This is a genomic window from uncultured Tateyamaria sp. (genome assembly GCF_947503465.1).
Classification (GTDB): Bacteria; Pseudomonadota; Alphaproteobacteria; order Rhodobacterales; family Rhodobacteraceae; genus Tateyamaria.
On sequence record NZ_CANNDN010000001.1, the window covers coordinates 2067501 to 2091090 of the forward strand.

General features: G+C 61.1%; 20 protein-coding genes, 1 tRNA gene and 1 rRNA gene (1 of these 22 running past the window's edge). 12 read left to right on the forward strand and 10 right to left on the reverse strand.

Annotated features, from left to right (window positions below):
• From Q0844_RS10295 to Q0844_RS10310, 4 genes are all read right to left on the reverse strand, one after another.
• A 16S ribosomal RNA gene (locus Q0844_RS10295) occupies window positions 1–176 on the reverse strand; it reaches 1282 nt to the left of the window's first position.
• Between the two features lie 780 nt (window positions 177–956).
• Window positions 957–1559 (reverse strand): protein-methionine-sulfoxide reductase heme-binding subunit MsrQ, encoded by a 603-nt coding sequence (gene msrQ / locus Q0844_RS10300; RefSeq protein WP_299044479.1) that lies wholly within the window; start codon window positions 1557–1559, stop codon window positions 957–959.
• A complete protein-coding gene (msrP, locus tag Q0844_RS10305) occupies window positions 1559–2467 on the reverse strand; it encodes a protein-methionine-sulfoxide reductase catalytic subunit MsrP (RefSeq protein ID WP_299044481.1) in 909 nt (302 codons plus the stop codon). Before msrP ends, msrQ begins: the two co-directional genes overlap by 1 nt.
• A 72-nt stretch (window positions 2468–2539) precedes the next feature.
• Window positions 2540–4003: an FMN-binding glutamate synthase family protein gene (locus Q0844_RS10310; RefSeq protein ID WP_299045280.1), complete on the reverse strand. Its 1464-nt coding sequence runs from the start codon at window positions 4001–4003 to the stop codon at window positions 2540–2542.
• Window positions 4004–4280: 277 nt separating this feature from the next.
• On the opposite strand from Q0844_RS10310, the gene Q0844_RS10315 reads away from it, so the two are divergent.
• The 3 genes from Q0844_RS10315 to Q0844_RS10325 all read left to right on the forward strand — a co-directional run bounded on the left by Q0844_RS10315 (window position 4281) and on the right by Q0844_RS10325 (window position 8096).
• On the forward strand, window positions 4281–4769 hold the full coding sequence (locus Q0844_RS10315; RefSeq protein WP_299044483.1) for a fasciclin domain-containing protein: 489 nt from the start codon (window positions 4281–4283) through the stop codon (window positions 4767–4769).
• 211 nt (window positions 4770–4980) lie between these two features.
• Window positions 4981–6801 carry a calcium-binding protein gene (locus Q0844_RS10320; protein WP_299044485.1) on the forward strand — a complete coding sequence of 607 codons (1821 nt, stop codon included), beginning with the start codon at window positions 4981–4983 and terminating at the stop codon, window positions 6799–6801.
• Between the two features lie 233 nt (window positions 6802–7034).
• Window positions 7035–8096, forward strand: coding sequence for a calcium-binding protein (locus tag Q0844_RS10325; protein ID WP_299044487.1), 1062 nt, complete (start codon window positions 7035–7037; stop codon window positions 8094–8096).
• A 51-nt stretch (window positions 8097–8147) separates the two neighbouring features.
• On the opposite strand, the gene clpB is transcribed toward Q0844_RS10325, so the two are convergent.
• Window positions 8148–10763, reverse strand: coding sequence for an ATP-dependent chaperone ClpB (gene clpB / locus Q0844_RS10330; protein ID WP_299044489.1), 2616 nt, complete (start codon window positions 10761–10763; stop codon window positions 8148–8150).
• A gap of 442 nt (window positions 10764–11205) precedes the next feature.
• On the opposite strand from clpB, the gene Q0844_RS10335 reads away from it, so the two are divergent.
• A complete protein-coding gene (locus Q0844_RS10335) occupies window positions 11206–11517 on the forward strand; it encodes an orotidine 5-phosphate decarboxylase (RefSeq protein ID WP_299044491.1) in 312 nt (103 codons plus the stop codon).
• 196 nt (window positions 11518–11713) lie between these two features.
• Window positions 11714–12430: an orotidine-5'-phosphate decarboxylase gene (pyrF, locus tag Q0844_RS10340; protein ID WP_299044493.1), complete on the forward strand. Its 717-nt coding sequence runs from the start codon at window positions 11714–11716 to the stop codon at window positions 12428–12430.
• 221 nt (window positions 12431–12651) lie between these two features.
• Here the strand turns inward: pyrF and Q0844_RS10345 are convergent, their stop codons facing one another.
• The gene (locus Q0844_RS10345) at window positions 12652–13086 is read right to left on the reverse strand and encodes an NUDIX hydrolase (protein ID WP_299044494.1); all 435 of its coding nucleotides are present in this window, start codon (window positions 13084–13086) and stop codon (window positions 12652–12654) included.
• 54 nt (window positions 13087–13140) lie between these two features.
• Here Q0844_RS10345 and Q0844_RS10350 point away from each other — a divergent pair, with 54 nt between their 5' ends.
• Window positions 13141–14394, forward strand: a complete 1254-nt coding sequence (locus Q0844_RS10350; protein ID WP_299044496.1) for a DNA polymerase IV — start codon at window positions 13141–13143, stop codon at window positions 14392–14394.
• 3 nt (window positions 14395–14397) lie between these two features.
• Here the strand turns inward: Q0844_RS10350 and Q0844_RS10355 are convergent, their stop codons facing one another.
• Window positions 14398–15258 carry an N-formylglutamate amidohydrolase gene (locus Q0844_RS10355; RefSeq protein ID WP_299044498.1) on the reverse strand — a complete coding sequence of 287 codons (861 nt, stop codon included), beginning with the start codon at window positions 15256–15258 and terminating at the stop codon, window positions 14398–14400.
• A gap of 149 nt (window positions 15259–15407) precedes the next feature.
• On the opposite strand from Q0844_RS10355, the gene Q0844_RS10360 reads away from it, so the two are divergent.
• The 3 genes from Q0844_RS10360 to Q0844_RS10370 all read left to right on the forward strand — a co-directional run bounded on the left by Q0844_RS10360 (window position 15408) and on the right by Q0844_RS10370 (window position 16287).
• Window positions 15408–15482 (forward strand) — tRNA-Val (locus Q0844_RS10360).
• Window positions 15483–15590: 108 nt separating this feature from the next.
• Entirely contained in the window at window positions 15591–15716 is a 126-nt protein-coding gene (gene ykgO, locus Q0844_RS10365) for a type B 50S ribosomal protein L36 (protein WP_005850168.1), read from the forward strand.
• A 136-nt stretch (window positions 15717–15852) separates the two neighbouring features.
• Complete coding sequence (locus tag Q0844_RS10370; RefSeq protein ID WP_299044500.1) at window positions 15853–16287, forward strand: hypothetical protein; 435 nt, start codon at window positions 15853–15855, stop codon at window positions 16285–16287.
• Between the two features lie 142 nt (window positions 16288–16429).
• Here Q0844_RS10370 and Q0844_RS10375 read toward each other — a convergent pair whose 3' ends face one another.
• The gene (locus Q0844_RS10375) at window positions 16430–17494 is read right to left on the reverse strand and encodes a sodium-dependent bicarbonate transport family permease (RefSeq protein WP_299044501.1); all 1065 of its coding nucleotides are present in this window, start codon (window positions 17492–17494) and stop codon (window positions 16430–16432) included.
• Between the two features lie 97 nt (window positions 17495–17591).
• Here Q0844_RS10375 and Q0844_RS10380 point away from each other — a divergent pair, with 97 nt between their 5' ends.
• The 3 genes from Q0844_RS10380 (at window position 17592) to Q0844_RS10390 (ending at window position 20127) form a co-directional block, all read left to right on the forward strand.
• Entirely contained in the window at window positions 17592–18452 is an 861-nt protein-coding gene (locus tag Q0844_RS10380; protein ID WP_299044503.1) for a LysR family transcriptional regulator, read from the forward strand.
• A gap of 95 nt (window positions 18453–18547) precedes the next feature.
• Window positions 18548–19423 (forward strand): glutathione-dependent disulfide-bond oxidoreductase, encoded by an 876-nt coding sequence (gene yghU, locus Q0844_RS10385; protein ID WP_299044505.1) that lies wholly within the window; start codon window positions 18548–18550, stop codon window positions 19421–19423.
• Window positions 19424–19647: 224 nt separating this feature from the next.
• On the forward strand, window positions 19648–20127 hold the full coding sequence (locus tag Q0844_RS10390) for a hypothetical protein (protein ID WP_299044507.1): 480 nt from the start codon (window positions 19648–19650) through the stop codon (window positions 20125–20127).
• 197 nt (window positions 20128–20324) lie between these two features.
• Here Q0844_RS10390 and Q0844_RS10395 read toward each other — a convergent pair whose 3' ends face one another.
• Together Q0844_RS10395 and Q0844_RS10400 are read right to left on the reverse strand one after the other, a co-directional pair.
• Window positions 20325–21614, reverse strand: coding sequence for an MFS transporter (locus Q0844_RS10395; RefSeq protein WP_299044509.1), 1290 nt, complete (start codon window positions 21612–21614; stop codon window positions 20325–20327).
• Between the two features lie 290 nt (window positions 21615–21904).
• Complete coding sequence (locus Q0844_RS10400) at window positions 21905–23557, reverse strand: iron ABC transporter permease (protein ID WP_299045282.1); 1653 nt, start codon at window positions 23555–23557, stop codon at window positions 21905–21907.
• Between the last annotated feature and the right edge of the window lie 33 nt (window positions 23558–23590).

The following is a 23590-nucleotide window of genomic DNA, read 5'->3' on the forward strand; positions in this document are numbered from 1 at the left end:
TTCCCCCGAAGGGCGTATGCGGTATTACTCTCCGTTTCCAGAGGCTATTCCGCAGAGAAGGGCATATTCCCACGCGTTACTAACCCGTCCGCCGCTCACCCGAAGGTGCGCTCGACTTGCATGTGTTAGGCCTGCCGCCAGCGTTCGTTCTGAGCCAGGATCAAACTCTCAAGTTGAAAAGCTGTTACCAGCTTATCCTTGACGTTCGAACCTCTGCACATCGTCCCTCCCGGCATGGAAGGGACAGTCTTCTGTTTGTTGTGCTTCAGGTTTTCATAAGAAAACAAGAAACCGTCCAAACAGTGAAGCTGACACTAGATCATCGGCCGAAGCCTACTAGCGCGATATACAGACGTTGATCCATCGAATGAACCAAACCGCCCACATATCTCTTCAGTTATCATCAATTTCAAAGAGCGTAGAGACAAAAGAGACTGGATGCGCCCTAACTTCTTTGGCGCGCCCCGCCCAAATACCTCTGATTTATTCTTGCGTCTCGTTGCCGTCTGTCTGCGTTTCCGCTTCCGTGTGGCCCGTCTGGCGCCCCGTTGGTGCATCTCTGCGCCGCCGGTGAGGGGGGTTCTACGGTTAGTACGGGGTACCCGCAAGTGCTTTTTTGAAGAAATCCGCATTTTTTCCAAAAAACCGTATTTTCCTCGAAAAAACAGGTGTTTAGGCAAGTAAATTTCGCCGACCTAAGGTCAAATCGGTCGAAAATTACCCGGATCCTCACCCACTGTCACACGCCTGTTATCTATATATGGGGGTATCCACAGACCTATCCCCAAGACTCACCGGACTCACCCGCCCCAAACCCATGAATCGCCCCCGATTCATCGCCACGAGTCGGGCGATTCACCAAATTAGCATCCAGATTCTCTGAAATTTTGCGGCACGGCACGGATTCATGTGCGACTCGCAAGACAAACATCGCCTCGTTGAAGGCAAAGGGCCCCTCAGGCTGCCACTTTCTTGACCAGCGCAGGGACGCGCAGCGCCAATAGCCCCAAAATCACCGTCAGATACACCAGCGGCTCCAACTGAAAGCCTTTGCTCAGCCAGATGAAGTGCACAGACGACAGAATCGCAATGGGGTAGGTCAGCAGGTGCAGCTTGCGCCATGCAGGTCCCAGCCAGCGGACGGACGTATTGTTCGATGTAAACGCGAGCGGGATCATCAGAACAAACGCGGCCATTCCGATCGTGATGTAGGGTCGCTTGATAATGTCAGCGACAACGCGGTCCAGCGATTGCACATCAAGCACCGCCCAGACCAGCAGATGCAGCAGGACGTAGGCAAACGAGATCAGGCCAATCGCACGCCGGAACTTGATCAGGTTGATCCCTGCAAACTTGCGCAGGGGCGAGATGCACAAGCCGAAAATCACAAGCTGTAGGGCCAACTCGCCCAGCTCGTGTTCGAGGGCGCGAACAGGCTCGCGGCCCAGGCCCCCCGTTTGGGCCATATATAGGAGTACGGGGACCGGAATGATGGACACTATATATACTGCCCATGTGGGGACCTTTCGGGCCGCCTGGTTGATCCGGTCCACCAGCATCAGTAGTTCGCGCGCAGATCCATGCCTTCATACAGGCTGGCCACGTCTTCTTCGTAACCGTTGAACATCAGCGTCGGCTGTCGCTTGGCAAAGAGGCCCCCGCCAACCAGGCGTTCACTTGCCTGGCTCCACCGCGGGTGATCCACAGTTGGGTTCACATTACTATAGAAGCCATATTCACGCCCGTTCGCCTTGTTCCAGCTGGTGGGAGGCTCGTCTTCCGTCACGGTGATGCGGACAATCGACTTGATCGACTTGAACCCGTATTTCCACGGCACCACCAAACGCATGGGGGCGCCGTTCTGGTTCGGGATTGTCTTGCCATAGATCCCGGTGGCCATCATCGTCAGCGGATGCATGGCTTCGTCCAGGCGCAACCCCTCGACATAGGGCCAGTCCAGAACCGGAAAGCGAACGCCCGGCATCTCGTCGGGGCGCAGTGCGGTTTCAAAGGCGACGTATTTGCCCTCGGGCTGCACACCGGCAAGGGTCAACAGATCAGCCAACTCAAACCCGTTCCACGGAATCACCATCGACCACGCCTCGACACAGCGGAAACGATAGATGCGCTCTTCTATTGTCATCGCTTCCATGATCTGCGCCATCGAATAGTCGCCGGGATTGTCGACCAGACCATCAATGACAACAGTCCACGGCTCCGTGGTCAGGGTATGCGCATTGCGCGCCGGATCCCCTTTGCCGGTCCCGAACTCGTAGAAGTTGTTGTACTGGGTGATGTCTTCCCAGGAATTGGGCACCAACTCCTCGGTCTCCTCGCTGCGTGCCATGCCCGCAGCACCGATCAGGCCCAAACCCATCGCCCCCGCCATGATCTGCCGACGATTCATATACGCCGCAAGCGGCGTCGCATCAGCACGCGTAAGGGTGTTTTTCCAACGATGGGCCATTCATATGTCTCCTGCGGTTTCAAGCATCATGGCACATAGATGGTTCCGCACGATTACGAAAATGATATCCGCTCACGGCCTTGTCACCGGGTTGTAACTCGGGGTGATTTCATTCAGCGGGCGGGACCTGCCATCATCCTGCACGATGCGCACATGGCGGCGGCGCATCATCCGTGGTTCGGCCACACCCACGGAATGGGCAATGGTCTCGACCTCGTGGATCAGATCGCGGGCATAAAGGGTCACCCGCTTTTCCTTGTCCTTCACGACCAATCCCTTCTGGAACCGCTTGTCATGGGTGGTGATGCCGGTGGGGCACGTGTTCTTGTTGCACTTCAATGCCTGAATACAGCCAAGGCTGAACATGAACCCGCGGGCGGTTGTCACGAAATCGGCCCCCGCCGCCAGCGCCCAGGCCACATCGCCCGGGTTCACCAGCTTGCCCGAGGCGACAACGCGAATGCGGTCCTTCAGCCCCGCCTGATCGCGCAAATCCACAACAGATACCAGGGCTTCTCTGATGGACATGCCCACCAGATCAATCAGGGGCATCGGCGCCGCCCCCGTCCCGCCCTCGCCCCCGTCCACGGTAATGAAGTCAGGCGCGCTTTCGGCGCCGCGCGCATTGATCGCGGCAAAAAGATCCGCAATCGGGGCTTCGGCCCCGATGACGGTCTTGATGCCGACAGGTTTGCCGGTCACGTCGCGGATGTGTGCGATCAGGTCCAGCAGGTCGTCCCAATCGTCCACCTCTGCGTGGCGGTTCGGTGAAATGCCGTCCTGCCCCACGCGCAGGCCACGAATCTGCGCAATCTCCTTGGTGACCTTTGCACCGGGCAAGATTCCACCCTTTCCGGGCTTGGCCCCTTGCGCCAACTTGATCTCGAACATCCGCACCTGTTTATGCGCGGCCACCTCGCGCAGCTTGTCGTCGCTCAGGTTCCCGTCCTCGTCCCGAACGCCGAACTTGGCCGTGCCGATCTGAAAGACGATGTCGCACCCGCCCTCCAGATGATACGGGCTGATACCGCCCTCGCCCGTGTTCAGCCATATGCCCGCCTGTTTCGCGCCCCGGCTCAGGGCCCGGACAGCCGGTTTGGAAATAGCGCCATAGCTCATGCCCGAGATGTTGAAAAACGACCGCGCGGTGAAAGGGATGCGCGCGCCCTCCCCGATGACCATGGGTGCTGTGCGCGCGAACTGATCCTCCAAAGGCGGGAATGCGGCGTTCACGAAGATCGGTGTGCCCGCGACATTCAGGTTTCGGGTCGATCCAAAGGCCACCGTGTTGCTCACGCCCTCGCCCGCGCGCTTGATCCATTCGCGTTGGGCGCGATTGAAAGGCAGTTCCTCGCGGTCCATGGCAAAGAAGTACTGGCGGAAAAATTCGCCCAGCGCCGAAAACAAATGGCGAAAACGCCCGATGACCGGATAGTTCCGCCGGATGGCATCGTGGGTCTGGGCCCTGTCGACGACAAACATAACAACGGCCGCCGCCACCGTCAGTCCGATGACAAAGAAAAAGCCGAGGACCATGACCTCGAGCACGGACATTGCAAATCCCACCGGGCATCCTCCATTGCGTGTCAGGCGCACTGTGCAAAGCCGCGATCGTGGACGCAAGCACGGGCGGATTTTTGCCCGACTTAACAAAGTCGTGAGTGGAAACGAAAAGGCGCGGCAGCTTAGGGAGCGTCACTCTCGTTTCAAGAGTGTGTGGGAAAAATTTCCACGTGATCTAATCGGGCCTCGCGTGCGTTCCCTTTTCGATGCCGCACTGCGGTCATCTCAACTTCTCAAAGGGAGACACACAATGATCCGCAAGACACTTCTGGCCACAGTCGCCACCGCCGCTTTCGCAACCGCCGCCATCGCCGGTTCGGCGAAAAAGGACATCGTTGACACCGCCGTCAGCGCCGGATCCTTCGAAACACTGGTGGCCGCCGTGCAAGCCGCCGGTCTGGTCGACACGCTGAAAGGCGACGGCCCGTTCACCGTTTTCGCACCCACAGACGAAGCGTTCGCCGCCCTGCCCGAAGGTACGGTCGAAGAGCTGCTGAAACCCGAGAACAAGGACCAGCTGACTGCAATCCTGACTTACCACGTTGTCCCGGGCAAAGTGATGTCGACCGATCTGCAGGACGACATGGAAGCCACCACCGTCCAGGGTGAGTCCGTGACCATCGACCTCGACAACGGCGTGCAGGTCGAAGAAGCGACCGTCGTGTCCGCAGACATCGAAACGTCGAACGGCGTGATCCACGTCATCGACACAGTGATTCTGCCCGAAGGCAACAGCTAAGCCGTCTCGGACAGAACCGGTTTCGGGCCCGCAGTGTTGCGGGCCCGTTTACATTTGGCACCCGGAAAAATTGAAGTTGCCAAATTCGTGACTCCGTTTCAGCATTTTAACACCACATTACAGAATCCAGTGGTACCAAATCCCCAAAAGCGGGCCTGCCAGCCAAAACGCGCAACGCGCAATGTCGCGCAACCACCTGGGGAAAATTTGAATGCCGACCGATTACGTTGAAGACACGTCATTTCCGAACGGCACGGACAGGCCCTACACCGAATCCTTTAACGGCGGTGTTCCCATCGATTTTCAGATCGGAGACACGGTCAGCGGCAACGTCGGAGTGCGGTATTTGGGAGGCCCCGACAACCAAGACCAAATATCCTTCAACGTTCAAGCCGGTGTTGCTTATGGTTTCGAAGTGACCGTTCAAAAATCCGGGTCAGACGTGCGCATCGCGATCGGAGAAGACAGCGTTGAAATACCTTTTACAGAACCAGAGGGCAAATACACGTTCACACTCGGCCTGCCCTACGACGCAAACGGCATAGGTGCGTTAAGCATAAGTGCTGGGTCGTCCGTAAACTACACCTTCACGGTCCTGGAAGTCATCTACCCCGACCCGTCCGAAGGCGACGACTATATCGTCGGCAATATGACGTCTGACCGTGTGGACCTGCTGGGCGGCAACGACACCTATGTGGCGCTTGGCGGCTCCGATATTGTGATCGGCGGCCTGGGCAACGACAGCATCGACGGTGTCTGCGGCAACGACACGCTAGAAGGAGACGACGGCAGCGATACCCTGATCGGGGGCAACGGGAGCGATGTGCTGTTCGGCGGCGCGGACAACGACCTGCTTGATGGCGGCAACCAAGAGGACAGGCTGGACGGCGGCGCGGGCAACGACACCCTGATTGGTGAAAAAGGCGACGACACGCTGGTCGGTGGCGAAGGCGACGACGATATCAACGGCGGCAAGGACAACGACAGCATGACCGGCGGCACCGGGGCGGATATCTTCCGCTTCAGCCACGGCGATGGTCAGGACACCATCAGCGACTTCACCCGGGGCGAGGACCTGATCGACCTTACCGTTCTGGGCATCTGGGACATCATGCAACTGACCGTTCAGGATCTTGGGTCGGGCGTGCGCGTCAACACCGGCAACGGCAACTATATCGAACTGACGGGCCTGACGACCCGCGACCTGACAAATGACGATTTCATGCTGGTGGACCCACCCGTCACCACCACCACCGATGGCGCCGACGACATCACCGGCACGGGCGCGGCCGACATGTTTCTGGGCGGCGATGGCGCCGACCGGTTGCGGGGCGAAGGCGGGCGCGACACGCTGGATGGCGGATCAGGCCGCGACACGATTTATGGCGGCGCAGGGCCGGACGGCATCAATGGCGGATCGGGTCAGGACGTCCTTTACGGCGGACTGGGCGCAGACACCATTCTGGGTGGGGCCGACAATGACCGGCTCTATGGTGACGAAGGCGCGGATGTTCTGGACGGCGGCAATGCCAATGACCGCCTGTACGGCGGCGAAGGGTCGGACGTGCTGACAGGCGAAAACGGCAACGACAAACTGTATGGCGAAGGCGGGCGCGACAACCTGATGGGCGGCGCGGGCAAGGACACGTTGGAAGGCGGGGCAGGACGCGACACGCTGGACGGTGGGCAGGGCGATGACATCCTGACCGGCGGCGCGGACGCGGACTTGTTTGTCTTCTCGGACGACAGGACACGCGCAGACACAATCACCGACTTCAACGCAAATGTGGACGTGATCGACCTGACGGCTCTTGGTTTCTCCAGCCTCGCCGATGTCGGCTTTGTCCAGCAAGGTGACGATGTGTTTGCCCGGTTCAGCGACCGCGACTCACTTCTTCTGCTGGATGTCGACCTGGCCGACCTGAACGCCATGAACGTGCTGGTCGGCGGACCGGCGGTGCCGGTCGGCGCGAAACGGGACGACGTCGTTGGCCCATCGGTCGCGGATGTCGAGGATGTTTTCATCTTCTGACGCTGCCCAATCCAACCCGGTACGTGAAAGGGCCACCGGCCCTTTCTTTCGCGCGGTCACGCAATTTCCTTATTCACGGGCAATTGCGGCAAAACGTTTAAATCTTTCACTAAATTTTCCGCAATCCGCTCGATACCGCGCCACAGTTGATCCCTAGCCGTTCACCGCAGGGGCAAGCGAGCAGCACGATTTCCGCGCCCTGCAAACTGAATGAACTTTGAAGGGTATCAGGAATGGCAATCATCAACGAAGCGCACGACGCAACAATCAACGCACACGCGTCGGGCAACTACATCATTTCCGAAGGCGATGTTTTCAACGGCAACCTTGGCGTCGGCGACCATGAGGATGGGATCAACCTGCGCCCACTGACGCCCGGAACGACATATACGGTGTCGGTGACAGTGGATGATCTTGCAGGCTTTACCGGGCTGACATTGATCAACCACAACGACTTCCACTCGATCACGCATCATGTGTCCGACGGCGTGCCCCATGCCGGTGTGCCCGAATTCGTTAACGGTTGGGTCCGCAACTTCGTCGAAACCTCCGGCGTCCGCGTCGACACCGACACAAACACGATCTCTTTCGATTTCACCCCGGCGGCAGGGTTCACCAGCTTTGCCTTCCAGGTGCAGGGCAGCGGCGTGGCAGAAGCCTACAGCGTGACATTCGAAGAAACCGTGCTGGAAAACATCGTGGACGGCACCGACGGCAATGACCGCCTGAACGGCTCCGGGGATCTGGACATCATCACCGGGGGCGAAGGCGACGATCACCTCGAAGGGTTCGGCGGCAATGACGTTCTGAACGGCGGCGCTGGCAAGGACAAACTAACCGCAGGCACTGGCGACGACACCCTGAACGGTGGCGACGGCAACGACTTGCTGAATGCCGGCGACGGCAACGACCTGTTGGATGGCGGCGCACGCAATGACCGTCTGTTTGGTCAGGATGGCAATGACACGCTGAACGGCGGCTCCGGCAATGACCGCATCGATGGCGGCGCCGATGACGACGTTCTGGATGGCGGGGCAGGCAAGGACGTGTTGACCGGCGGTTCCGGCGCAGACGTGTTTGTCTTTGGCAACGGCGCGCACCGCGACACGATCACCGACTTCGAAGATGGCGTCGACCTCATGGACTTCAGCGGCGACGCGTCGGTCACCTCGCTGGCCGACCTGACGATCACCCAAAGCGGCGCAAACGTGGTGATCGGCCACGGCGGCCCGGATCAGATCACGCTTCTGAACATGAATGCCACCGATATCGACGCGACCGATTTCATCTTCTGATCTTGGATCACCTGAGACCGAAAAGGCCCGCATCGCTGCGGGCCTTTTTGGTTAGTGGATCACCGCATCATCCGGTCGTGGTCGGTTCGACGCGCTGATGCGATCCCCAATGACCAATCCTTCGCTGCCGGCTGACACCTCGACGGTGTCACCGTCCTTGATGTCTCCGGCCAGCAGCATCTCGGCCAACGGGTTTTGCAGGGCCGATTGAATCACGCGCTTCAAGGGTCGCGCGCCAAACACAGGATCATACCCCTCGTCCGCCAGCCACGTCCGCGCGCCTTCATCCAGCGACAGTGTGATCTTCCGGGCGGCCAACCGCTTCAGCAAACGCGCCATCTGGATATCAACGATCCCGTCCATGTCATCACGGGCCAGCCGGTCAAAGATGATCGTTTCGTCCAGGCGGTTCAGGAACTCGGGCCGGAAATGGGCCCGCACCGCATCCATCACGTCGCGCCGCGCCTGGCTGGCATCCGCCCCGTCGGGCAACTGGCTCAGCGCCTGCGCACCCAGGTTCGACGTCAGGATGATCAGCGTCTGCTTGAAGTCGACGGTACGGCCCTGACCATCGGTCAGCACCCCGTCATCCAGAACCTGAAGCAGCACGTTGAACACATCCGGGTGCGCCTTCTCGACTTCATCAAACAGGACAACCTGGTATGGACGCCGCCGCACGGCTTCGGTCAGCACGCCGCCCTCGTCATACCCGACATAACCCGGCGGGGCCCCGATCAGCCGCGCCACGGCATGCTTCTCCATGAATTCCGACATGTCGACGCGAACCATCGCGCTGTCATCGTCGAACAGGAACTCGGCCACCGCCTTGGTCAACTCGGTCTTGCCGACACCGGTGGGCCCAAGAAAAAGGAACGATCCAAGCGGTCGGTTCTCGTCATTCAGGCCCGCCCGCGCCCGGCGCACGGCGTTTGCAACAGCACGCACAGCGTTGTCTTGGCCGATCACCCGGTTGTGCAACTGCTCTTCCATGCGCAACAGTTTCTCGCGCTCACCTTCCAGCATCTTGGACGTGGGGATACCGGTCCACCGCTCGACAACGCTGGCGATCTGCTCGGGGCGGACAGCCTCGGCCACCATCGCATCCGTCTCGGCACCTTCGGCTTCGGCCAGCTTGCGCTCAAGATCGGGGATCACGCCATAGGACAGCTCGCCCGCCTTGCCGAGGTTGCCCTCGCGCTTGGCGATATCCAGCGCGGCCCGCGCGTGGTCCAACTGTTCTTTCAGGTCGCGCGCCGACGCCAGCTTGTCCCGCTCGCCCTGCCACTGCGCCGTCATCTCTGCGCTGCGGTCAGCCAGGTCCGCCAGATCCTTCTCAAGTGTCTCCAACCGGTCCTTCGACGCCTGATCATCTTCCAGGCGCAGCGCCTCCACCTCGATCTGCATTTGCAGGATCTGACGGTCAAGCGCATCCAGTTCCTCGGGCTTGGAATCCACCTCCATCCGCAACCGGCTTGCGGCCTCGTCCACAAGGTCGATGGCTTTGTCCGGCAGGAAACGATCCGTGATATAGCGATGCGACAGGGTCGCGGCGGTCACAAGCGCGCTGTCCGAGATCCGTACACCATGGTGCAGTTCGTACTTTTCCTTGATCCCCCGCAGGATGCTGATCGTGTCCTCGACCGTCGGCTCGACAATCATCACGGGCTGAAACCGGCGGGCCAGTGCCGCGTCTTTCTCTACATATTTGCGGTACTCATCCAGGGTCGTCGCGCCGACACAGTGCAACTCACCCCGTGCAAGCGCCGGCTTGATCAGGTTCGCCGCATCCATGGCACCGTCCGATTTGCCCGCGCCCACCAGCGTGTGCATCTCGTCAATGAACAGGATGATCTCGCCCGCGGCCTCCGTGACCTCGGTCAACACAGCCTTCAGCCGTTCCTCGAACTCACCACGATACTTCGCACCCGCAATCAACGCGCCCATGTCCAAGGCCAGGAGACGCTTGTTGCGCAACGACTCGGGCACGTCACCATTCACGATGCGCAGCGCCAATCCCTCGGCAATGGCGGTCTTGCCCACTCCCGGCTCACCAATCAGCACAGGATTGTTCTTGGTCCGGCGGCTCAGCACCTGCATGGCGCGGCGTATTTCCTCGTCCCGGCCAATGATGGGGTCGATCTTGCCCGCCTCGGCCCGCTCGGTCAGGTCCATGGCGTATTTCTTTAGCGCGTCATAGCCTTCCTCGGCACTCGCACTGTCAGCCGTACGGCCCTTCCGAATATCGTTGATGGCCGAATTCAGCGCCTGCGGGTTCACCTTGCCCGCGGCCAGCGCATCCTTGGCCCCGGACTTCACCATACCCAGCGCCATCAGCACCCGTTCGACCGGGACAAAGCTGTCACCCGCCTTCTTGGCCAGCGCCTCGGCCTCGGCCAGCACCTTGGCGGTTGCGTTGTCCAGATACACCTGCGCGGCGTCACCCGTCACCTTTGGCATCTTGGCCAGCACCTGGTCCACATGGGTCAGCACACGCGCCGGATCGCCACCCGCACGCGTGATCAGGTTGGATGCGAGGCCCTGCTCGTCATCCATCAACGCTTTCAGCACATGTTCGGGGGCAAGCCGCTGGTGACTGTCGCGGGTTGCAATGGTCTGCGCCGCCTGAACAAAGCCGCGCGACCGCTCCGTGAACTTCGACAAGTCCATGGGTCATCTCTCCTTTTTCAGCGCCCATATCGAACCGCGCCCTCCCAGAGGCACACGGCCCCGCGGGCCTATGACCAAAAGATGGGGAAAGCCGTGGCGTTGCACAAGTGCCACAGGGCAATTTCGGACGGCATTTTTGAACACCCCCGAGGGTGATTTTTGCCTGGGACAGATCACGTCAAACCTTCACCTTTGCTCCCTGTTCGCGGAAATTTCGGCAAAACCTTGCCGATTCAACGGCTTAGACACAGGGGCACCTTCCATACGCATCCGTTAAGAAAAAGTTAATGATTTCAGAATCTTGGGCGAAATCAGCCGCTTATTGCAACACAAACCGCACGACGCTGTGATTCACCGTGACAGGATCTCCCCCTTATCGCCGGGAACAAATGACCCATGTTGAGTGTTACCAGAGCAGAACCACAAAATGTAGGTGACCAAAATGCAGACTGTTCCGTTGCAACTGGGCGATGTGATCTACAACGCCGCCACACAGTCTTTCGAAGCGCTCGTAACCGTGCACGACACGGCCGGAGCCCGCAGCTATGCGTGCGCCATCGACGCGCCCATCACAATGGAGTTCGAGGACGCCGCCAAAGGCCTCGCGACGCAGGCGATGCGCAGACACACCCATGGGCGGTCAGACGCAGTGCACATGCCCGCCGCCATAGCGCCCCGCCGCCCCAACAGGCTGCCCGGTCTGCGCCGCATGACCATCGACAAATTCGCGATCCTGCGCCCCCGCGCAGCCTGATTTCCCTCTTCTCGCACGCCATTTGGGCCTCATGCGCATTTCTGTCCCCGCACGAGCGTCCGGGCCGCGAGAACACACAGAGACAGGTGCCTGCCTGCTAAGTCTCTGAAACCTGGCCCGGGTGCATCTTGCATCCGGGCTTTTTTTTCGCGCGCCCCTGCCCTACACCCGCCAAAACACACCGGGGGACACACAGATGGCAGATGACAGGTTGATCGTGGCAATGGACGTGCCCAACGCTGTGGCGGGTCTGGACCTCGTGGACCGGTTGGGCGACAGCGTCAGCTTTTACAAGATCGGTCTGGGGATGCTGACCGGCGGCGGTCTGGGCCTTGCCAACGAACTCAAGCAGGAACACGGCAAGCGTATCTTCCTCGACATGAAACTCTTCGACATCGGCGCCACGGTCGAGGCGGCGGTGCGCGGTCTTGCGCAGTTTGACCTGGATTTCCTGACCGTCCATGGCGACCCCCACGTGGTGCGCGCCGCCAAGGAAGGGGCCGCTGGCAGCAACCTGAAAATCCTCGCGGTCACCATCCTGACCTCACTGGACCGCGATGACCTTGACGCCAGCCTGATCCAGCCGGGCGATATTGCCGACCTCGTCGCCGAACGGGCAGGCCGGGCTTTTGATGCGGGGGCCGATGGTGTCATCGCCTCCCCGAACGAAGCAGCGCGTATTCGCGCCCTGCCCGAAGCTGATGGTCGGCTGATCGTGACCCCGGGCGTGCGTCCGGCCGGGGCCGAAATGGGCGACCAAAAGCGGGTCGCAACCCCCGCCAATGCCATAGCCAACGGCGTTGATCACATCGTGGTTGGCCGCCCAATCTGGAAATCCCCCAATCCAAAGGCCGCCGCCGAAGCAATCGTTGCAGAGATGCTCAGCCCACAGGCACACTCACCAAACCACTGATCTCAGACGGCTTTTCAGACTTTTCCACTGGTCTACACGGCCCTGTGGATCAATAGGTTGTGCCATTTCAGCAACGCACCACAGGATATTGGAGGGTCAGGAATTCCGGACTCGGTAAACTCCCGCGCAGGTGGTACGCTTAGGTATAGGTGATACTCCCCGACGGACCGGCTCTTCCTGAGGTTCGTCACCTCCCCCCGCAACTCGCGGGGGGCTTTATGTCAGGGCCTCTCAAACGCTGCAGACCCCACGCCAGCAAGATAATCGCGCAGCCGCGGCTTGAACTGGGGCACCACCCGGTCATGGTCCAGAAACGCCTGAACCTCCATCAGATCCCAGGCTTGCCCCTCATCTCCCAACACGATCTCGGCGCTGCGGTCGGACGGGACATGCGCCGCAAAGAACCACGATATCTCACCGCTTGACGTTCCGTAATCACGACCCCACCGCACCACGGCCGGATCAAGGATCAGCGACAACTCCTCGCGCGTTTCGCGCAGCGCGCATTCCAGCGGGGTCTCGTCCGCCTCGTGCCCACCGCCGGGCAGATCCCAGTAATTCGCCCAAAGCAGCCCGGGCGTGTCATCGCGCAGCAATGTCGCCAGACGATCCCCGACAAACAGGGCCAGTTTTGCGCCGATCAGTCGTCCGGCCATGTTCATCGCCCCGCTGCTTTGCTACACACGGATCACTAGCCACAAAGCCGACCCATGCCCAGCCTTTGCCGCGACTGTCTCACCACTTTTGATGCGGGCACCCGCTGCCCGTCCTGCGGTGCGCCGCGCGTGGTCAGTCACCCCGAACTTTTTGACCTTTGCATCGCACATATGGACTGCGATGCGTTCTATGCATCGGTGGAAAAGCGCGACGACCCCGGCCTCGATGGCAAACCGGTGATCATCGGCGGCGGGCGGCGCGGTGTGGTGTCGACCGCCTGCTATGTGGCGCGCATCCGCGGCGTGCGGTCTGCCATGCCGATGTTCCAGGCGCTGAAACTCTGCCCCGAGGCGGTCGTGATCAAACCAAGGATGGAGGCATATGCCGAGGCCTCCCGCGCCATCCGCGCCATGATGGAGGACCTGACCCCCGCCATCGAACCCCTGTCACTGGACGAGGCATTCCTGGACCTGACCGGCACCGCGCGCCTGCACGGCGCACCGCCCGCCGTGATGCTGGCCGGGCTGATCAAGCGGATGCGGGACGAATTGGGGCTGACCGGGTCCATCGGCCTCAGCCACAACAAGTTTCTTGCGAAAGTCGCGTCCGACCTGGAAAAGCCGCACGGGTTTTCGATCATTGGTGCCGCCGAAACCGGCGACTTCCTGCGGGACAAACCTGTGCGCCTGATCTGGGGCATCGGCCCCGCCGCACAGGCCTCTCTGGACAAGGCGGGCATTCGCACCTTTGCGGATCTCCTGCGCTGGGACCAGACCGACCTGATCGCGCGCTTCGGCTCCATGGGCGACCGGCTCTGGCATCTGGCGCGGGGGCAGGACAAGCGCCGCGTGACCCGCAACGCCCCGATGAAGTCGATCAGCAACGAAACCACCTTTGGCGAGGATACGAACGACCCCGATATTCTGGACGGCCACCTCTGGCGTATGGCGGACAAGGTCGCCAGCCGGGCCAAGGCCAAGGGCATCGCGGGCCGCGTCGTAACCCTGAAACTCAAGCGGCACGACCATTCCTCGCTCACACGCCGCGTGTCCCTGCGCGATCCGGCGCAACTGGCCGACACGATCTACCGCACTGCGCGCGGGCTGTTCGACCAGGTGGGCGACGAAGGGCCATACAGGCTTCTGGGCTGCGGCATCTCGGACCTGGTGGATGCGGGCAGCGTCCAGGCTTCGGGCGACCTGCTGGACCCTGGCGCCCGCAAACGGGGCGAGGCCGAACGCGCCGCCGACGCCATCCGCGACCGGTTCGGCCCGGACGCCATCGTCAAGGGGCGCGCGCTGCGCTGACGGCTACTCGGCCGCCAGGGGCACGCGGCGCTGACCAATCGTCGAAATTTCGGCAACAACGGCACGCAACCGGTCGCGCATCGGCTCGAAATCGGCATGTGGCGTGATGGTCCGCTCGTTCATGTAAAGGGACCGGTCAATCTCCACCTGGACGGCGTGCTGGTTGCGGGATGGCCGGCCATAGGCCTGCGTCACATAGGCCCCTGCAAAGGGGGCGTTCCGGGCAACCGTGAATCCGGCGGCGGCAAAGGCCGCTTCGACACTGTCGACAATCTCGCCCCCGGCGGCGGCACCAAAGCGGTCACCCAGCACCACATCGGGGCGCCTGCGCGCACCCTGGGCAATGCCGTCCATGGCTTCGTGCGGCATCGAATGGCAATCGATCAGCACCGCCAACCCGTGGGCCTGGTGGGCCCCGTCCAGCAGCTTCTGCAGCATCTGGTGATAGGGCCGCCAATACAGATCAATCCGCCGCTCCGCCTCGCGCATGGGTATTTTCCCGCGATAGATCACGCGGCCATTGGCCACCACGCGCGGAATAACCCCCAAACCGCTGGCAATGCGCGGGTTGTGACCCTGACGCCGCACGCCTTCGATCAGGGCCGGATCCAACTCGTCCGCGCTGCGGTTCAGATCGACAAAGGCCCGCGGCGCCCCGGCCTTGAGCAGCGGCGCACCATGCTGCGGACACATGTCGAACAGCTTGTCGACAAACGCATCCTCGGACGACCGGACCGTCTTTTCATCCAGCACCGTACGTCGCAAGAAGGACCACGGGTAATCGCGCCCGGAATGGGGCGACGCGAACACGACACAGGACGTGCGGCGTTCCGGGTGCAGTACTTCGTATGCGACCTTGGGCATGGCCCCTCCTCTTGCCAGCAACATAGCCCGACCAGATGCAAATCCAAAAGCCCTTGATCCTCTCTTCGACTCCTTTTATACGCCCCTCACCCGGCGCGGATTTCCGCGCCCGCTTTTATTGTGGGCAGGTGGTTCGGGCAGGTCAAAGTGGGCGATTAGCTCAGCGGTAGAGCACTTCGTTGACATCGAAGGGGTCACAAGTTCGATCCTTGTATCGCCCACCACTCATTCCGCCAACCGGGGCAACCCGCACGGCACCTTACACCGGCACGTCAGATGCCAAAACGCAACCCGGCGCTGCTTCGCGCCATGAAACATGAGGAAGAAGCGCCATGAAGGTTCGCAACTCGCTCCGTTCGCTGAAAAACCGGCACCGTGACTGCCGCGTCGTGCGTCGCAAGGGCCGTGTGTACGTCATCAACAAGACGCAGCGCCGGTTCAAAGCCCGCCAGGGCTGAGGCCATAAGCGATATTATCTAGAAAAGCCGCTCCATCCGGGGCGGCTTTTTTCGTTGAGGCGGTCGTCGTGCTGCGCCAGCCTCCGCTGCGTGAACACCAATGCAAAACCCGAGCCGTGCATTGCCAGACCGCGGGATGGCGATCCAACGCAAGTTCGACACACTTTATGGCAGCCAAACACATCTTCGATCCGAGCGATGCACCCAGACCAACCAAATCGCCAGCCCGGGGGGCGGTCTGGCGATGCACGGCGCCTTCGGCTTGATTCCGTGCTATTCCATAATTCAAATGAGCCCGTCTATCGTGATCGCAGGGTATAGCCGCTTGTTTAGTGCCATGAAGCCAATCACAGTCCTATTTGACAGGCTTTTGATGGCCGAAGCTAAACTTGTGTCCCGAAACCCAATCATTGGTGCTGGATTTTTGCTGCTTTCCACAATTGTGATCGTGTTTTGGCTACCAGCTGAACTCTACAACTGGACCCACTTGACCATCGCGGTTTCGATCCCGTTGATGTTCGCACTGCAATCCGCCCACCTTTTGGCAATCTTTCGGCGCTTGAAGTTTTGAAGTAGAGGAAAGTGACCTCGTAGTCAGCGGGTAGGGCAGGCTTCAGCCCGCCACTTAGCAACGTAAGCCTGCGACATACGGCTGCCCGATACAGGATCAAACTTCAAAGCAGCGCCGCTGAATTTGGTCTACGGCCCCTGCCTCAAAACCCCACAAACCAATCCGCCAGCGCCATGAACAGCGGAATGCTCAGGATCGCCACCGGCGTGCCCAACCCCGTCGACGTGCCGACATAGGCCGACGGGTTCGCCTCGGGCAGCGCAGCCCGCATGGTCGGCGGGCCGGAGATGTCGGAACTCGATGCCGCCATAATCGACAACAGCACCACGCCACCCGCCGAAAAACCAGTCAGATGGTGCGCAACCAAACCCGCGCCAAAGCCAAAGGCACCATGCACCAACGGGGCCGCGATCCCGTAGACCAGATAGGCATGCGCCACACCCTTCAGCTCCGACAGCCGCGACCACGCCTCGATGCCCATGATCAGCATCAGCACGGACAAGAGCCCCCGGAACAGCGGCTCGTAAAAGCTGGCATAGACCGACTCGGGCCGCGCAAACAGGCCCAAGGCCAGACCCAGCAACAGGGCCGAAATGGCAGGCGACCGCAGGGTGTCGACCAGAATGCCCTTGATCAGACCCTGTTCCACAACCGGGCCGCCAGTGCCACCCGTGCCGCCGCCGATCACGATTGTGCCGCCTTGAACATTGGCCGCTGCCGCCTTGCGCGCCGCCGCAAGCCGCGCCAGCACGATCGCCGTCACCAATGCCGCCACATCCATGAACGGATACAGCGCACCGATGAACCCTTCATAAGCGATGCCTTCATCGTCCAGCACAGCCATACCCGCAGCAAGGGTCGAGGCCGATACAGCGCCGAACAAACCGACGGTCGCGGTCGCATCCACCTGGGACACGCCTTTCCAGCGCGCCAGCGTGAACCGGCCCAGCACCACAATCGCGATCCCGACAACGGCAGCCAGCAGCGCGGGCACCGCCAAATCGACAAAAGACGCCTCGCGCACGGAAACCCCCGCACCAATGCCGACCTTCAGCAGCAACAGGATCACGATGAACTTGTAGACCGGTTCGGGAACCTCGAACTTGCTGCTCAACGCCGCCAGCATCATGCCGCCAATCAAAAAGGCGAGGGTCGGCTTCTGCATCTGTGCCAGAACGGTCGATACGATATCGGTGATGATGTCCATGACGGGGCCTTTCCTTGGGTGTAGGCTGTCATCTAGATCACCGCCAGGTAGATAAAAAATATAACTATTGCGCGGTATCGTTCTATATTCTGAATGTATGGATACGCTGAACTACCACCACCTGCGCTATTTCCGCGCCGTCGCACACGAAGGCAATCTGACCCGCGCGGCAGAAAAGCTGAACCTGTCGCAATCCGCCTTGTCCACGCAAATCAAGGCGTTGGAGGCGCGGCTGGGCCACGATCTCTTTGAACGCGTGGGCCGTCAGTTGAAACTGACCGAGGTCGGACGCATCGCCCTCGACCACGCCGACCGCATCTTTGGCACGGGGCAGGAACTGATCGAAACGCTGAACCGCAGCGCCGATCACAGCCCGCCCTTGCGCGTTGGCGCCCTTTCGACCCTGTCGCGCAACTTTCAGATGCAGTTCTTGCGGCCCATTCTGGATCATCCCGACATGGATATCGTGTTGAAGTCCGGCCAGAACGCGCCTTTGCTCCGGTCTCTCTCTGAACTTGCGCTCGATGTTGTGCTGACCACCGATGCACCGACCAGCGCCGCGGGTTCCGACTTCATCGCCCACCGCCTCGCGGGTCAAACCGTATCGCTGCATGGCACGCCAGAACGGATGGCACATGGCTCATTGATAACGCTTCTGGCCTCCGAGCCGGTGATCGTACCCACCGAAAGCGCGATCCGCACCGGGTTCAACCGCCTGACCGCGCGGCTGGGTCTGCAACCGCGCATCATCGCGGATGTGGATGACATGGCGATGGTGCGGCTGCTGGCCCGCGCGGGCGTTGGTCTGGCCCTTGCGCCGGACATCGTGTTGGCGGACGAAATTGCATCGGGCCAGTTGTGCACCGCCCCGTTCGAAACGGGCATCACCGACACATTCTATGCCGTCACGACCCGGCGCAGTTTCCCACATCCGATGCTGGACACCCTGCTGCCCTAGCACAGACAGGCGTTCGTGGGCGCACAGCCACGCCCCTTGTCGCTGCGGCTGGGGATCATACGTTCGCACGGTATACGAAATCGAAAGGCCTGATCATGAGCGACCCCACCTACACACCGCCCGCCAAATGGACATGGGACACCGAATCCGGTGGCAAGTTCGCCTCGATCAACCGCCCCATCGCGGGGTCAATGCAGGACAAGGATCTGCCCGTCGGCAAGCATCCATTCCAACTCTATTCCCTCGCCACGCCCAACGGGGTCAAGGTCACCATGCTGTTCGAAGAGCTGCTCGCCGCCGGCGTGACCGATGCCGAGTATGACGCATGGCTGGTCGATATCGGCGAAGGCGATCAGTTCGGTTCCGGGTTCGTGGCGGCCAATCCCAACTCCAAGATCCCCGCCTTGATTGACCGGTCGGGCAGCGCAGACCTGCGCGTGTTCGAATCGGGCTCCATCCTCATCCACCTTGCCGAAAAGTTCGGGATGTTCCTGCCCGCATCCGGCCCCGCCCGCACCGAAACGTTGAACTGGCTGATGTGGCAAATGGGGTCTGCGCCGTTTCTGGGCGGCGGTTTTGGGCACTTCTATGCTTATGCCCCCGAGAAATACGAATACCCCATCAACCGCTACGCGATGGAAAGCAAGCGCCAGCTTGACGTGCTGGACCGCGAACTGGCGACCAAGCCATTCATCGCGGGCGACGCATACACCATTGCCGATATGGCCATCTGGCCGTGGTACGGGCAGCTGTGCCTCGGACGGCTCTACTCTGCTGCGGAATTCCTGGATGTAGAGAACTACACAAACGTCATGGCCTGGGCGAAGAAGATCGACGCGCGGCCCGCGACCCTGCGGGGACGGATGGTCAACCGCGCGTTCGGAGAGCCCGAATTGCAGTTGCACAACCGCCATGATGCTTCGGATTTCGACACGCAAACGCAGGACAAGATCGGGCCCAAGGACGGCTGAGCGGGATTTGTCCCCGCGGGGACACGCTGTGCGGTGGCTTCATGACATGTTCACACATGCCAAGAACATCCGCCAAGACAAAGGGCTACCGGTCCGTACGGTCTGGTAGCCCATGTTAACCACCAATCCGGCACCCTCGTGCCCGACGCGGCGCGGTTGGCCGCTTGCCCGGCGTGCACCGCAGGCTAGGTCACACGGGGACATGATATTCAAAGGCTTGCGCCATGCGCCCTTTCATCCTTGCCCTTGCCGTATGCGTGCCGTCCACCGCGTTTGCAGACCTGACCGTGACCTTCCGCGACGGGGCACCCAAGGACCGGTTCACACTGACCTACCAGGGGGCCTGCGCCTTGGATCGGCTGGCGGTGCAAATCGACCTTGGCACCGCCCCTGCGGGCTTGATCTTTGACACCACGGGCGCGGGCGCGGGGGTCGATGTTTTCCAACCGCTGGAATGGGTCACGGGCACGGCCACCACGTCGGACGTGACAGATGGCGACACGCTGCTTTCCATGACGCTGGAGGGCGTGAGCCCGGGGGCCACCTGGGCCTTTACCGTCGATATCGACGACACGACCAGCACCCGACAGATCACCGTGGACGGCTCTGAAATGGCAGGTGCGACGGTGACCGCAGAAGGCCAGACCGGGGCATTCGACGGCAGCGGTGACGCGACGGTGCCCCTGCAAAACTGCATCTCGTAGGAAGAACCAGGCCCGCATCACGGTTGCCCGTCACCTAGGTCACGCGGTGGGCGGAAGGAGGTGCGGTTGTGTCCTGATGACTGGTGTGCGGGACGGAGCTGACGTTCAAGAACGCTATTTGAATGTCCGCTTGTTCCAAGTCCGAGGTAACGAGACCGTAGCTCTGTAATTCAGTCGCCGAATTATTCGGCCGAGGGCTAGCGTTTCATTTGTCGAGCCAACAAAATGGCAAAAACTGCGGCTAAAGCAAGACCGAGCGTTCCAGCGATCCATGCAATATCCACACCTTCCGTCTCGCCGACTGAGCCGAGGACAAGCAGACCCACCATCGCACCTAATTGCTTCAGCAGCGACTGGACCGAAAGGATCGTTGAGCGGCGGTTGTCGGGCGCATGAGCGTGCAGGATGCTCGCGGCAGGAGATTCTGACAGTCCGAGGACCACGGAAAAAATGAGGAATACGACGATGAATCCCACAAGCGATGCCTGCATAGCGAGCGCGATTTGACAGACGATGAGCGCTGAAAGGACCGCCACAAGCGTTACCGCGTGACGGCGACCAAACAGTCGACTAACACGCCCGGCGAGGCTTGCTCCTGCTGCAATCGCTAAGAAGTATCCTGCAGTCAAAAGTCCCACTATGGCAGCAGCGCGTTCGGGATCGAGCATGGTTTGAACCACGGTGGGCCACAGCACCTCGACTGGATTGGTGGCAAAGAGCATGAGAGTCAGAATCGCGAGAAGCAGAAGGAGCGCACGGTGTGAGATTGCAAGCCGGGCACCGTCCATGATCGTGCTCGGGACGGCGCGTATCTCACGTAGAACAACTGCACCATTCATGGTGCGCGCCGGTTCCCGGATCAAAAGGGCCGTATATACAATCACTCCGAGTGTTAGCAAAATTCCTGCAGCGTACGACACATCATAGACTGTGAGACCAACCAATGGGTCGGAAGGATCATTCCCTGTGACGAGGCCAGGAAGGAACCCGCCTACAATCGCTCCAAATCCGAGACCCGCGAAATTGGCTGTCTGTGCACGCGCAAGCAGGGGCTGGATTTCGACACCGGGCGCGTGAACACGCAGTTCTTCTACGTACCAGGCGTCTAGCGTCCCCGACCGCAATGCTCGACCCAAGCCTACCAATCCGAACGATGCGGCGAGTGGCCAGAACGCGTCAGATGCGATGAAAACAATGGAGGCCATTAGGCTCGCAACTGTTGCAATCAGAAAGACTGGCTTGCGCCCCACACCGTCGGCTAGCCCACCAAACGGCAGTTCAGCGATCATGGCGACAGCGGCGTAGACGGCAAAGAGTGCGCCGATCTCACCAACGCCTAAGCCGCGCCCTTGAAGGCAAAGAGCCGTCACGGCAACGATGACGCCCATTGCAAAACGATCTAGAAATTGGTGCCCTTGAAACAAATACACATGCCGACGAGCGGGGGTCGGTAGCTGCTCGAAGGGTATATCTGCGTCTGACACCATATCCGGAAACGTCAGCCAAAAAGGGACAAAGCGCAACTGTCATTACGGCGTTTTCACAGAAGCGGACATTCATGAAAGCCGCAGCATTTGGGAGGTATGGGCTCACTGCGGACATGGGGCCTAACTCTGCAATGTCCACTTCCTGCGCAGAACTGACTTTCGAACCGAACGCGGCACCCCTCTCGCCTTGCCTCTCACCCGACCTCTCGTCGGGTGACCCAACGCCACACCGCAGCGGCGCGCCTCCTGGCTTGACGGCCGTGTCCCTCATTGCCGGCATTTCCGTGCGTCTAGCGGCGGCCCACCTGGCGGCAGATCAGGATGACCGGCAACAGTCCCACGGCCACGATCACCAGGCTGGGCACGGCGGCACCGTTCAACCGTTCGTCCGACGCCAGCCTGTAGGCTTGCACGGCAAGCGTATCGTAATTGAAGGGCCGCATGATCAATGTGGCCGGAAGCTCTTTCATCACGTCCACAAAGACGATCAGAAGGGCGGTCAGCAGGCTGGGCGTCAGGATCGGCAGGTGGACGCGCCGCAGCGTTGCAAATGGTCCCTTGCCCAGCGACCGGCTGGCCGCATCCATGTTGGCATGGACCAGCGCCTGCCCGCCTTCGTAAGCGCCCAGGGCCGCCGCCAGGAACCGCACCATGTAGGCAAAGACCAACAGCCAGATGGACCCGGTGATCAACAGCCCCGTCGAGATGTCGAACGTGGCCCGCATCCATGCATCAAGCGCGTTGTCAAAGGCCGCAAAGGGCACCAGCAGGCCCACGGCGATCACGCCGCCCGGCACCGCATAGCCAAGCCGCGCAATATATGCCGCAAGGGTGGCCGCCCGTCCCGGTTTGCTGCGCAGGTAGTATCCCACGGTGATTGCCGCGCCCAGTGTCAGCCCTGCCGCCGTTGACGCCAGAACCAGCGAATTGCGGATGAACCCCAGGTAGCGTGCGCTGGTCAGGTCCTGTTCCGACCCAAGCCCCATGCTGAACAGCGCCACGATGGGAAAAAGCGCACCGAAGGTCACGGGCACCGCGCACAATGTGATGGCCGCTGCCGCGGACCAGCCTGTCAGGTGCAGCGGCGGGAGGTGGCGTTGTCCGCGGCTGGGATCGTGGTACTTGGCCTGCCCCCGCTGCGTCCGTTCCAGGACCGCGAGCAGCAGCGCGAAGCTGAGGAGGCACAGTGCCAGTTGCGCGGCACCGGCCCTGTCCCCAAGCGAGAACCAGCTGGTATAGATACCCGTGGCAAAGGTCTGTACCCCGAAATAGGCCACGGTGCCGAAATCGGCGATGGTTTCCATCACGGCGAGCAGGACGCCCGCCGCGATGGCCGGGCGCGCCAGCGGCAGACTGACCCGCAGGAACGCGGCAACGGGACGTGACCCCAGCGCCCGCGCCGCCATGAAGGTCGATCCGCTTTGCTGGATAAAGGCGGCCCGGCTGAGCAGGTAGACATAGGGATAGAGCACCAGCACCAGCATGGCCGCCGCACCGCCGAGGCTGCGGATCTCGGGGAACCAGTAGTCGCGCGGGCCCCACCCCGTCACCTCGCGCAGGGCGGTTTGCACGATGCCGGGATGGTCCAGGATATGGGTATAGGCATAGGCCAGCACATAGGCCGGAAAGGCCAGCGGCAGGACCAGCGCGATCTCGAATATCCGGACGCCCGGAAAGCGCGTCATCGTCACCAGCCACGCGGCACCGGTGCCGATCGCGAAGGTGCCCGCGGACACCAGCAGCACCAGCAACAGCGTGTTGCCCGTATAGCGCCCCAGAACCGTCGACATCAGGTGGCTGAGCGTGTCGGTCCCCCCCGTCACGGCGGCAAGTCCCACTGCGAGCATGGGCAACAGGCACATCAGCGCCACCGCCCAGCCCAGGGCGGGCAATATGCGCGGGGCGGCCCCGCGCGATGCGTTCGACTGAAAGACGGAAGTCAGCGCCACGGTCGGTCCTGCAATTGACGTTTTCGC

What these genes read in the sequence shown, in the direction of transcription:
- Q0844_RS10310 (WP_299045280.1), bottom strand. Translation starts at nt 4,003, where the DNA reads ATGGTCCTCGGCTTTTTCTTTGTCATCGGACTGACGGTGGCGGCGGCC.
- ykgO (WP_005850168.1), top strand. Translation starts at nt 15,591, where the DNA reads ATGAAGGTTCGCAACTCGCTCCGTTCGCTGAAAAACCGGCACCGTGAC.
- Q0844_RS10355 (WP_299044498.1), bottom strand. Translation starts at nt 15,258, where the DNA reads ATGCCCAAGGTCGCATACGAAGTACTGCACCCGGAACGCCGCACGTCC.
- Q0844_RS10345 (WP_299044494.1), bottom strand. Translation starts at nt 13,086, where the DNA reads ATGGCCGGACGACTGATCGGCGCAAAACTGGCCCTGTTTGTCGGGGAT.
- Q0844_RS10395 (WP_299044509.1), bottom strand. Translation starts at nt 21,614, where the DNA reads ATGGTGTCAGACGCAGATATACCCTTCGAGCAGCTACCGACCCCCGCT.
- Q0844_RS10350 (WP_299044496.1), top strand. Translation starts at nt 13,141, where the DNA reads ATGCCCAGCCTTTGCCGCGACTGTCTCACCACTTTTGATGCGGGCACC.
- Q0844_RS10315 (WP_299044483.1), top strand. Translation starts at nt 4,281, where the DNA reads ATGATCCGCAAGACACTTCTGGCCACAGTCGCCACCGCCGCTTTCGCA.
- Q0844_RS10370 (WP_299044500.1), top strand. Translation starts at nt 15,853, where the DNA reads ATGGCGATCCAACGCAAGTTCGACACACTTTATGGCAGCCAAACACAT.
- msrP (WP_299044481.1), bottom strand. Translation starts at nt 2,467, where the DNA reads ATGGCCCATCGTTGGAAAAACACCCTTACGCGTGCTGATGCGACGCCG.
- Q0844_RS10335 (WP_299044491.1), top strand. Translation starts at nt 11,206, where the DNA reads ATGCAGACTGTTCCGTTGCAACTGGGCGATGTGATCTACAACGCCGCC.
- Q0844_RS10320 (WP_299044485.1), top strand. Translation starts at nt 4,981, where the DNA reads ATGCCGACCGATTACGTTGAAGACACGTCATTTCCGAACGGCACGGAC.
- pyrF (WP_299044493.1), top strand. Translation starts at nt 11,714, where the DNA reads ATGGCAGATGACAGGTTGATCGTGGCAATGGACGTGCCCAACGCTGTG.
- Q0844_RS10380 (WP_299044503.1), top strand. Translation starts at nt 17,592, where the DNA reads ATGGATACGCTGAACTACCACCACCTGCGCTATTTCCGCGCCGTCGCA.
- Q0844_RS10390 (WP_299044507.1), top strand. Translation starts at nt 19,648, where the DNA reads ATGCGCCCTTTCATCCTTGCCCTTGCCGTATGCGTGCCGTCCACCGCG.
- Q0844_RS10325 (WP_299044487.1), top strand. Translation starts at nt 7,035, where the DNA reads ATGGCAATCATCAACGAAGCGCACGACGCAACAATCAACGCACACGCG.
- Q0844_RS10375 (WP_299044501.1), bottom strand. Translation starts at nt 17,494, where the DNA reads ATGGACATCATCACCGATATCGTATCGACCGTTCTGGCACAGATGCAG.
- msrQ (WP_299044479.1), bottom strand. Translation starts at nt 1,559, where the DNA reads ATGCTGGTGGACCGGATCAACCAGGCGGCCCGAAAGGTCCCCACATGG.
- clpB (WP_299044489.1), bottom strand. Translation starts at nt 10,763, where the DNA reads ATGGACTTGTCGAAGTTCACGGAGCGGTCGCGCGGCTTTGTTCAGGCG.
- yghU (WP_299044505.1), top strand. Translation starts at nt 18,548, where the DNA reads ATGAGCGACCCCACCTACACACCGCCCGCCAAATGGACATGGGACACC.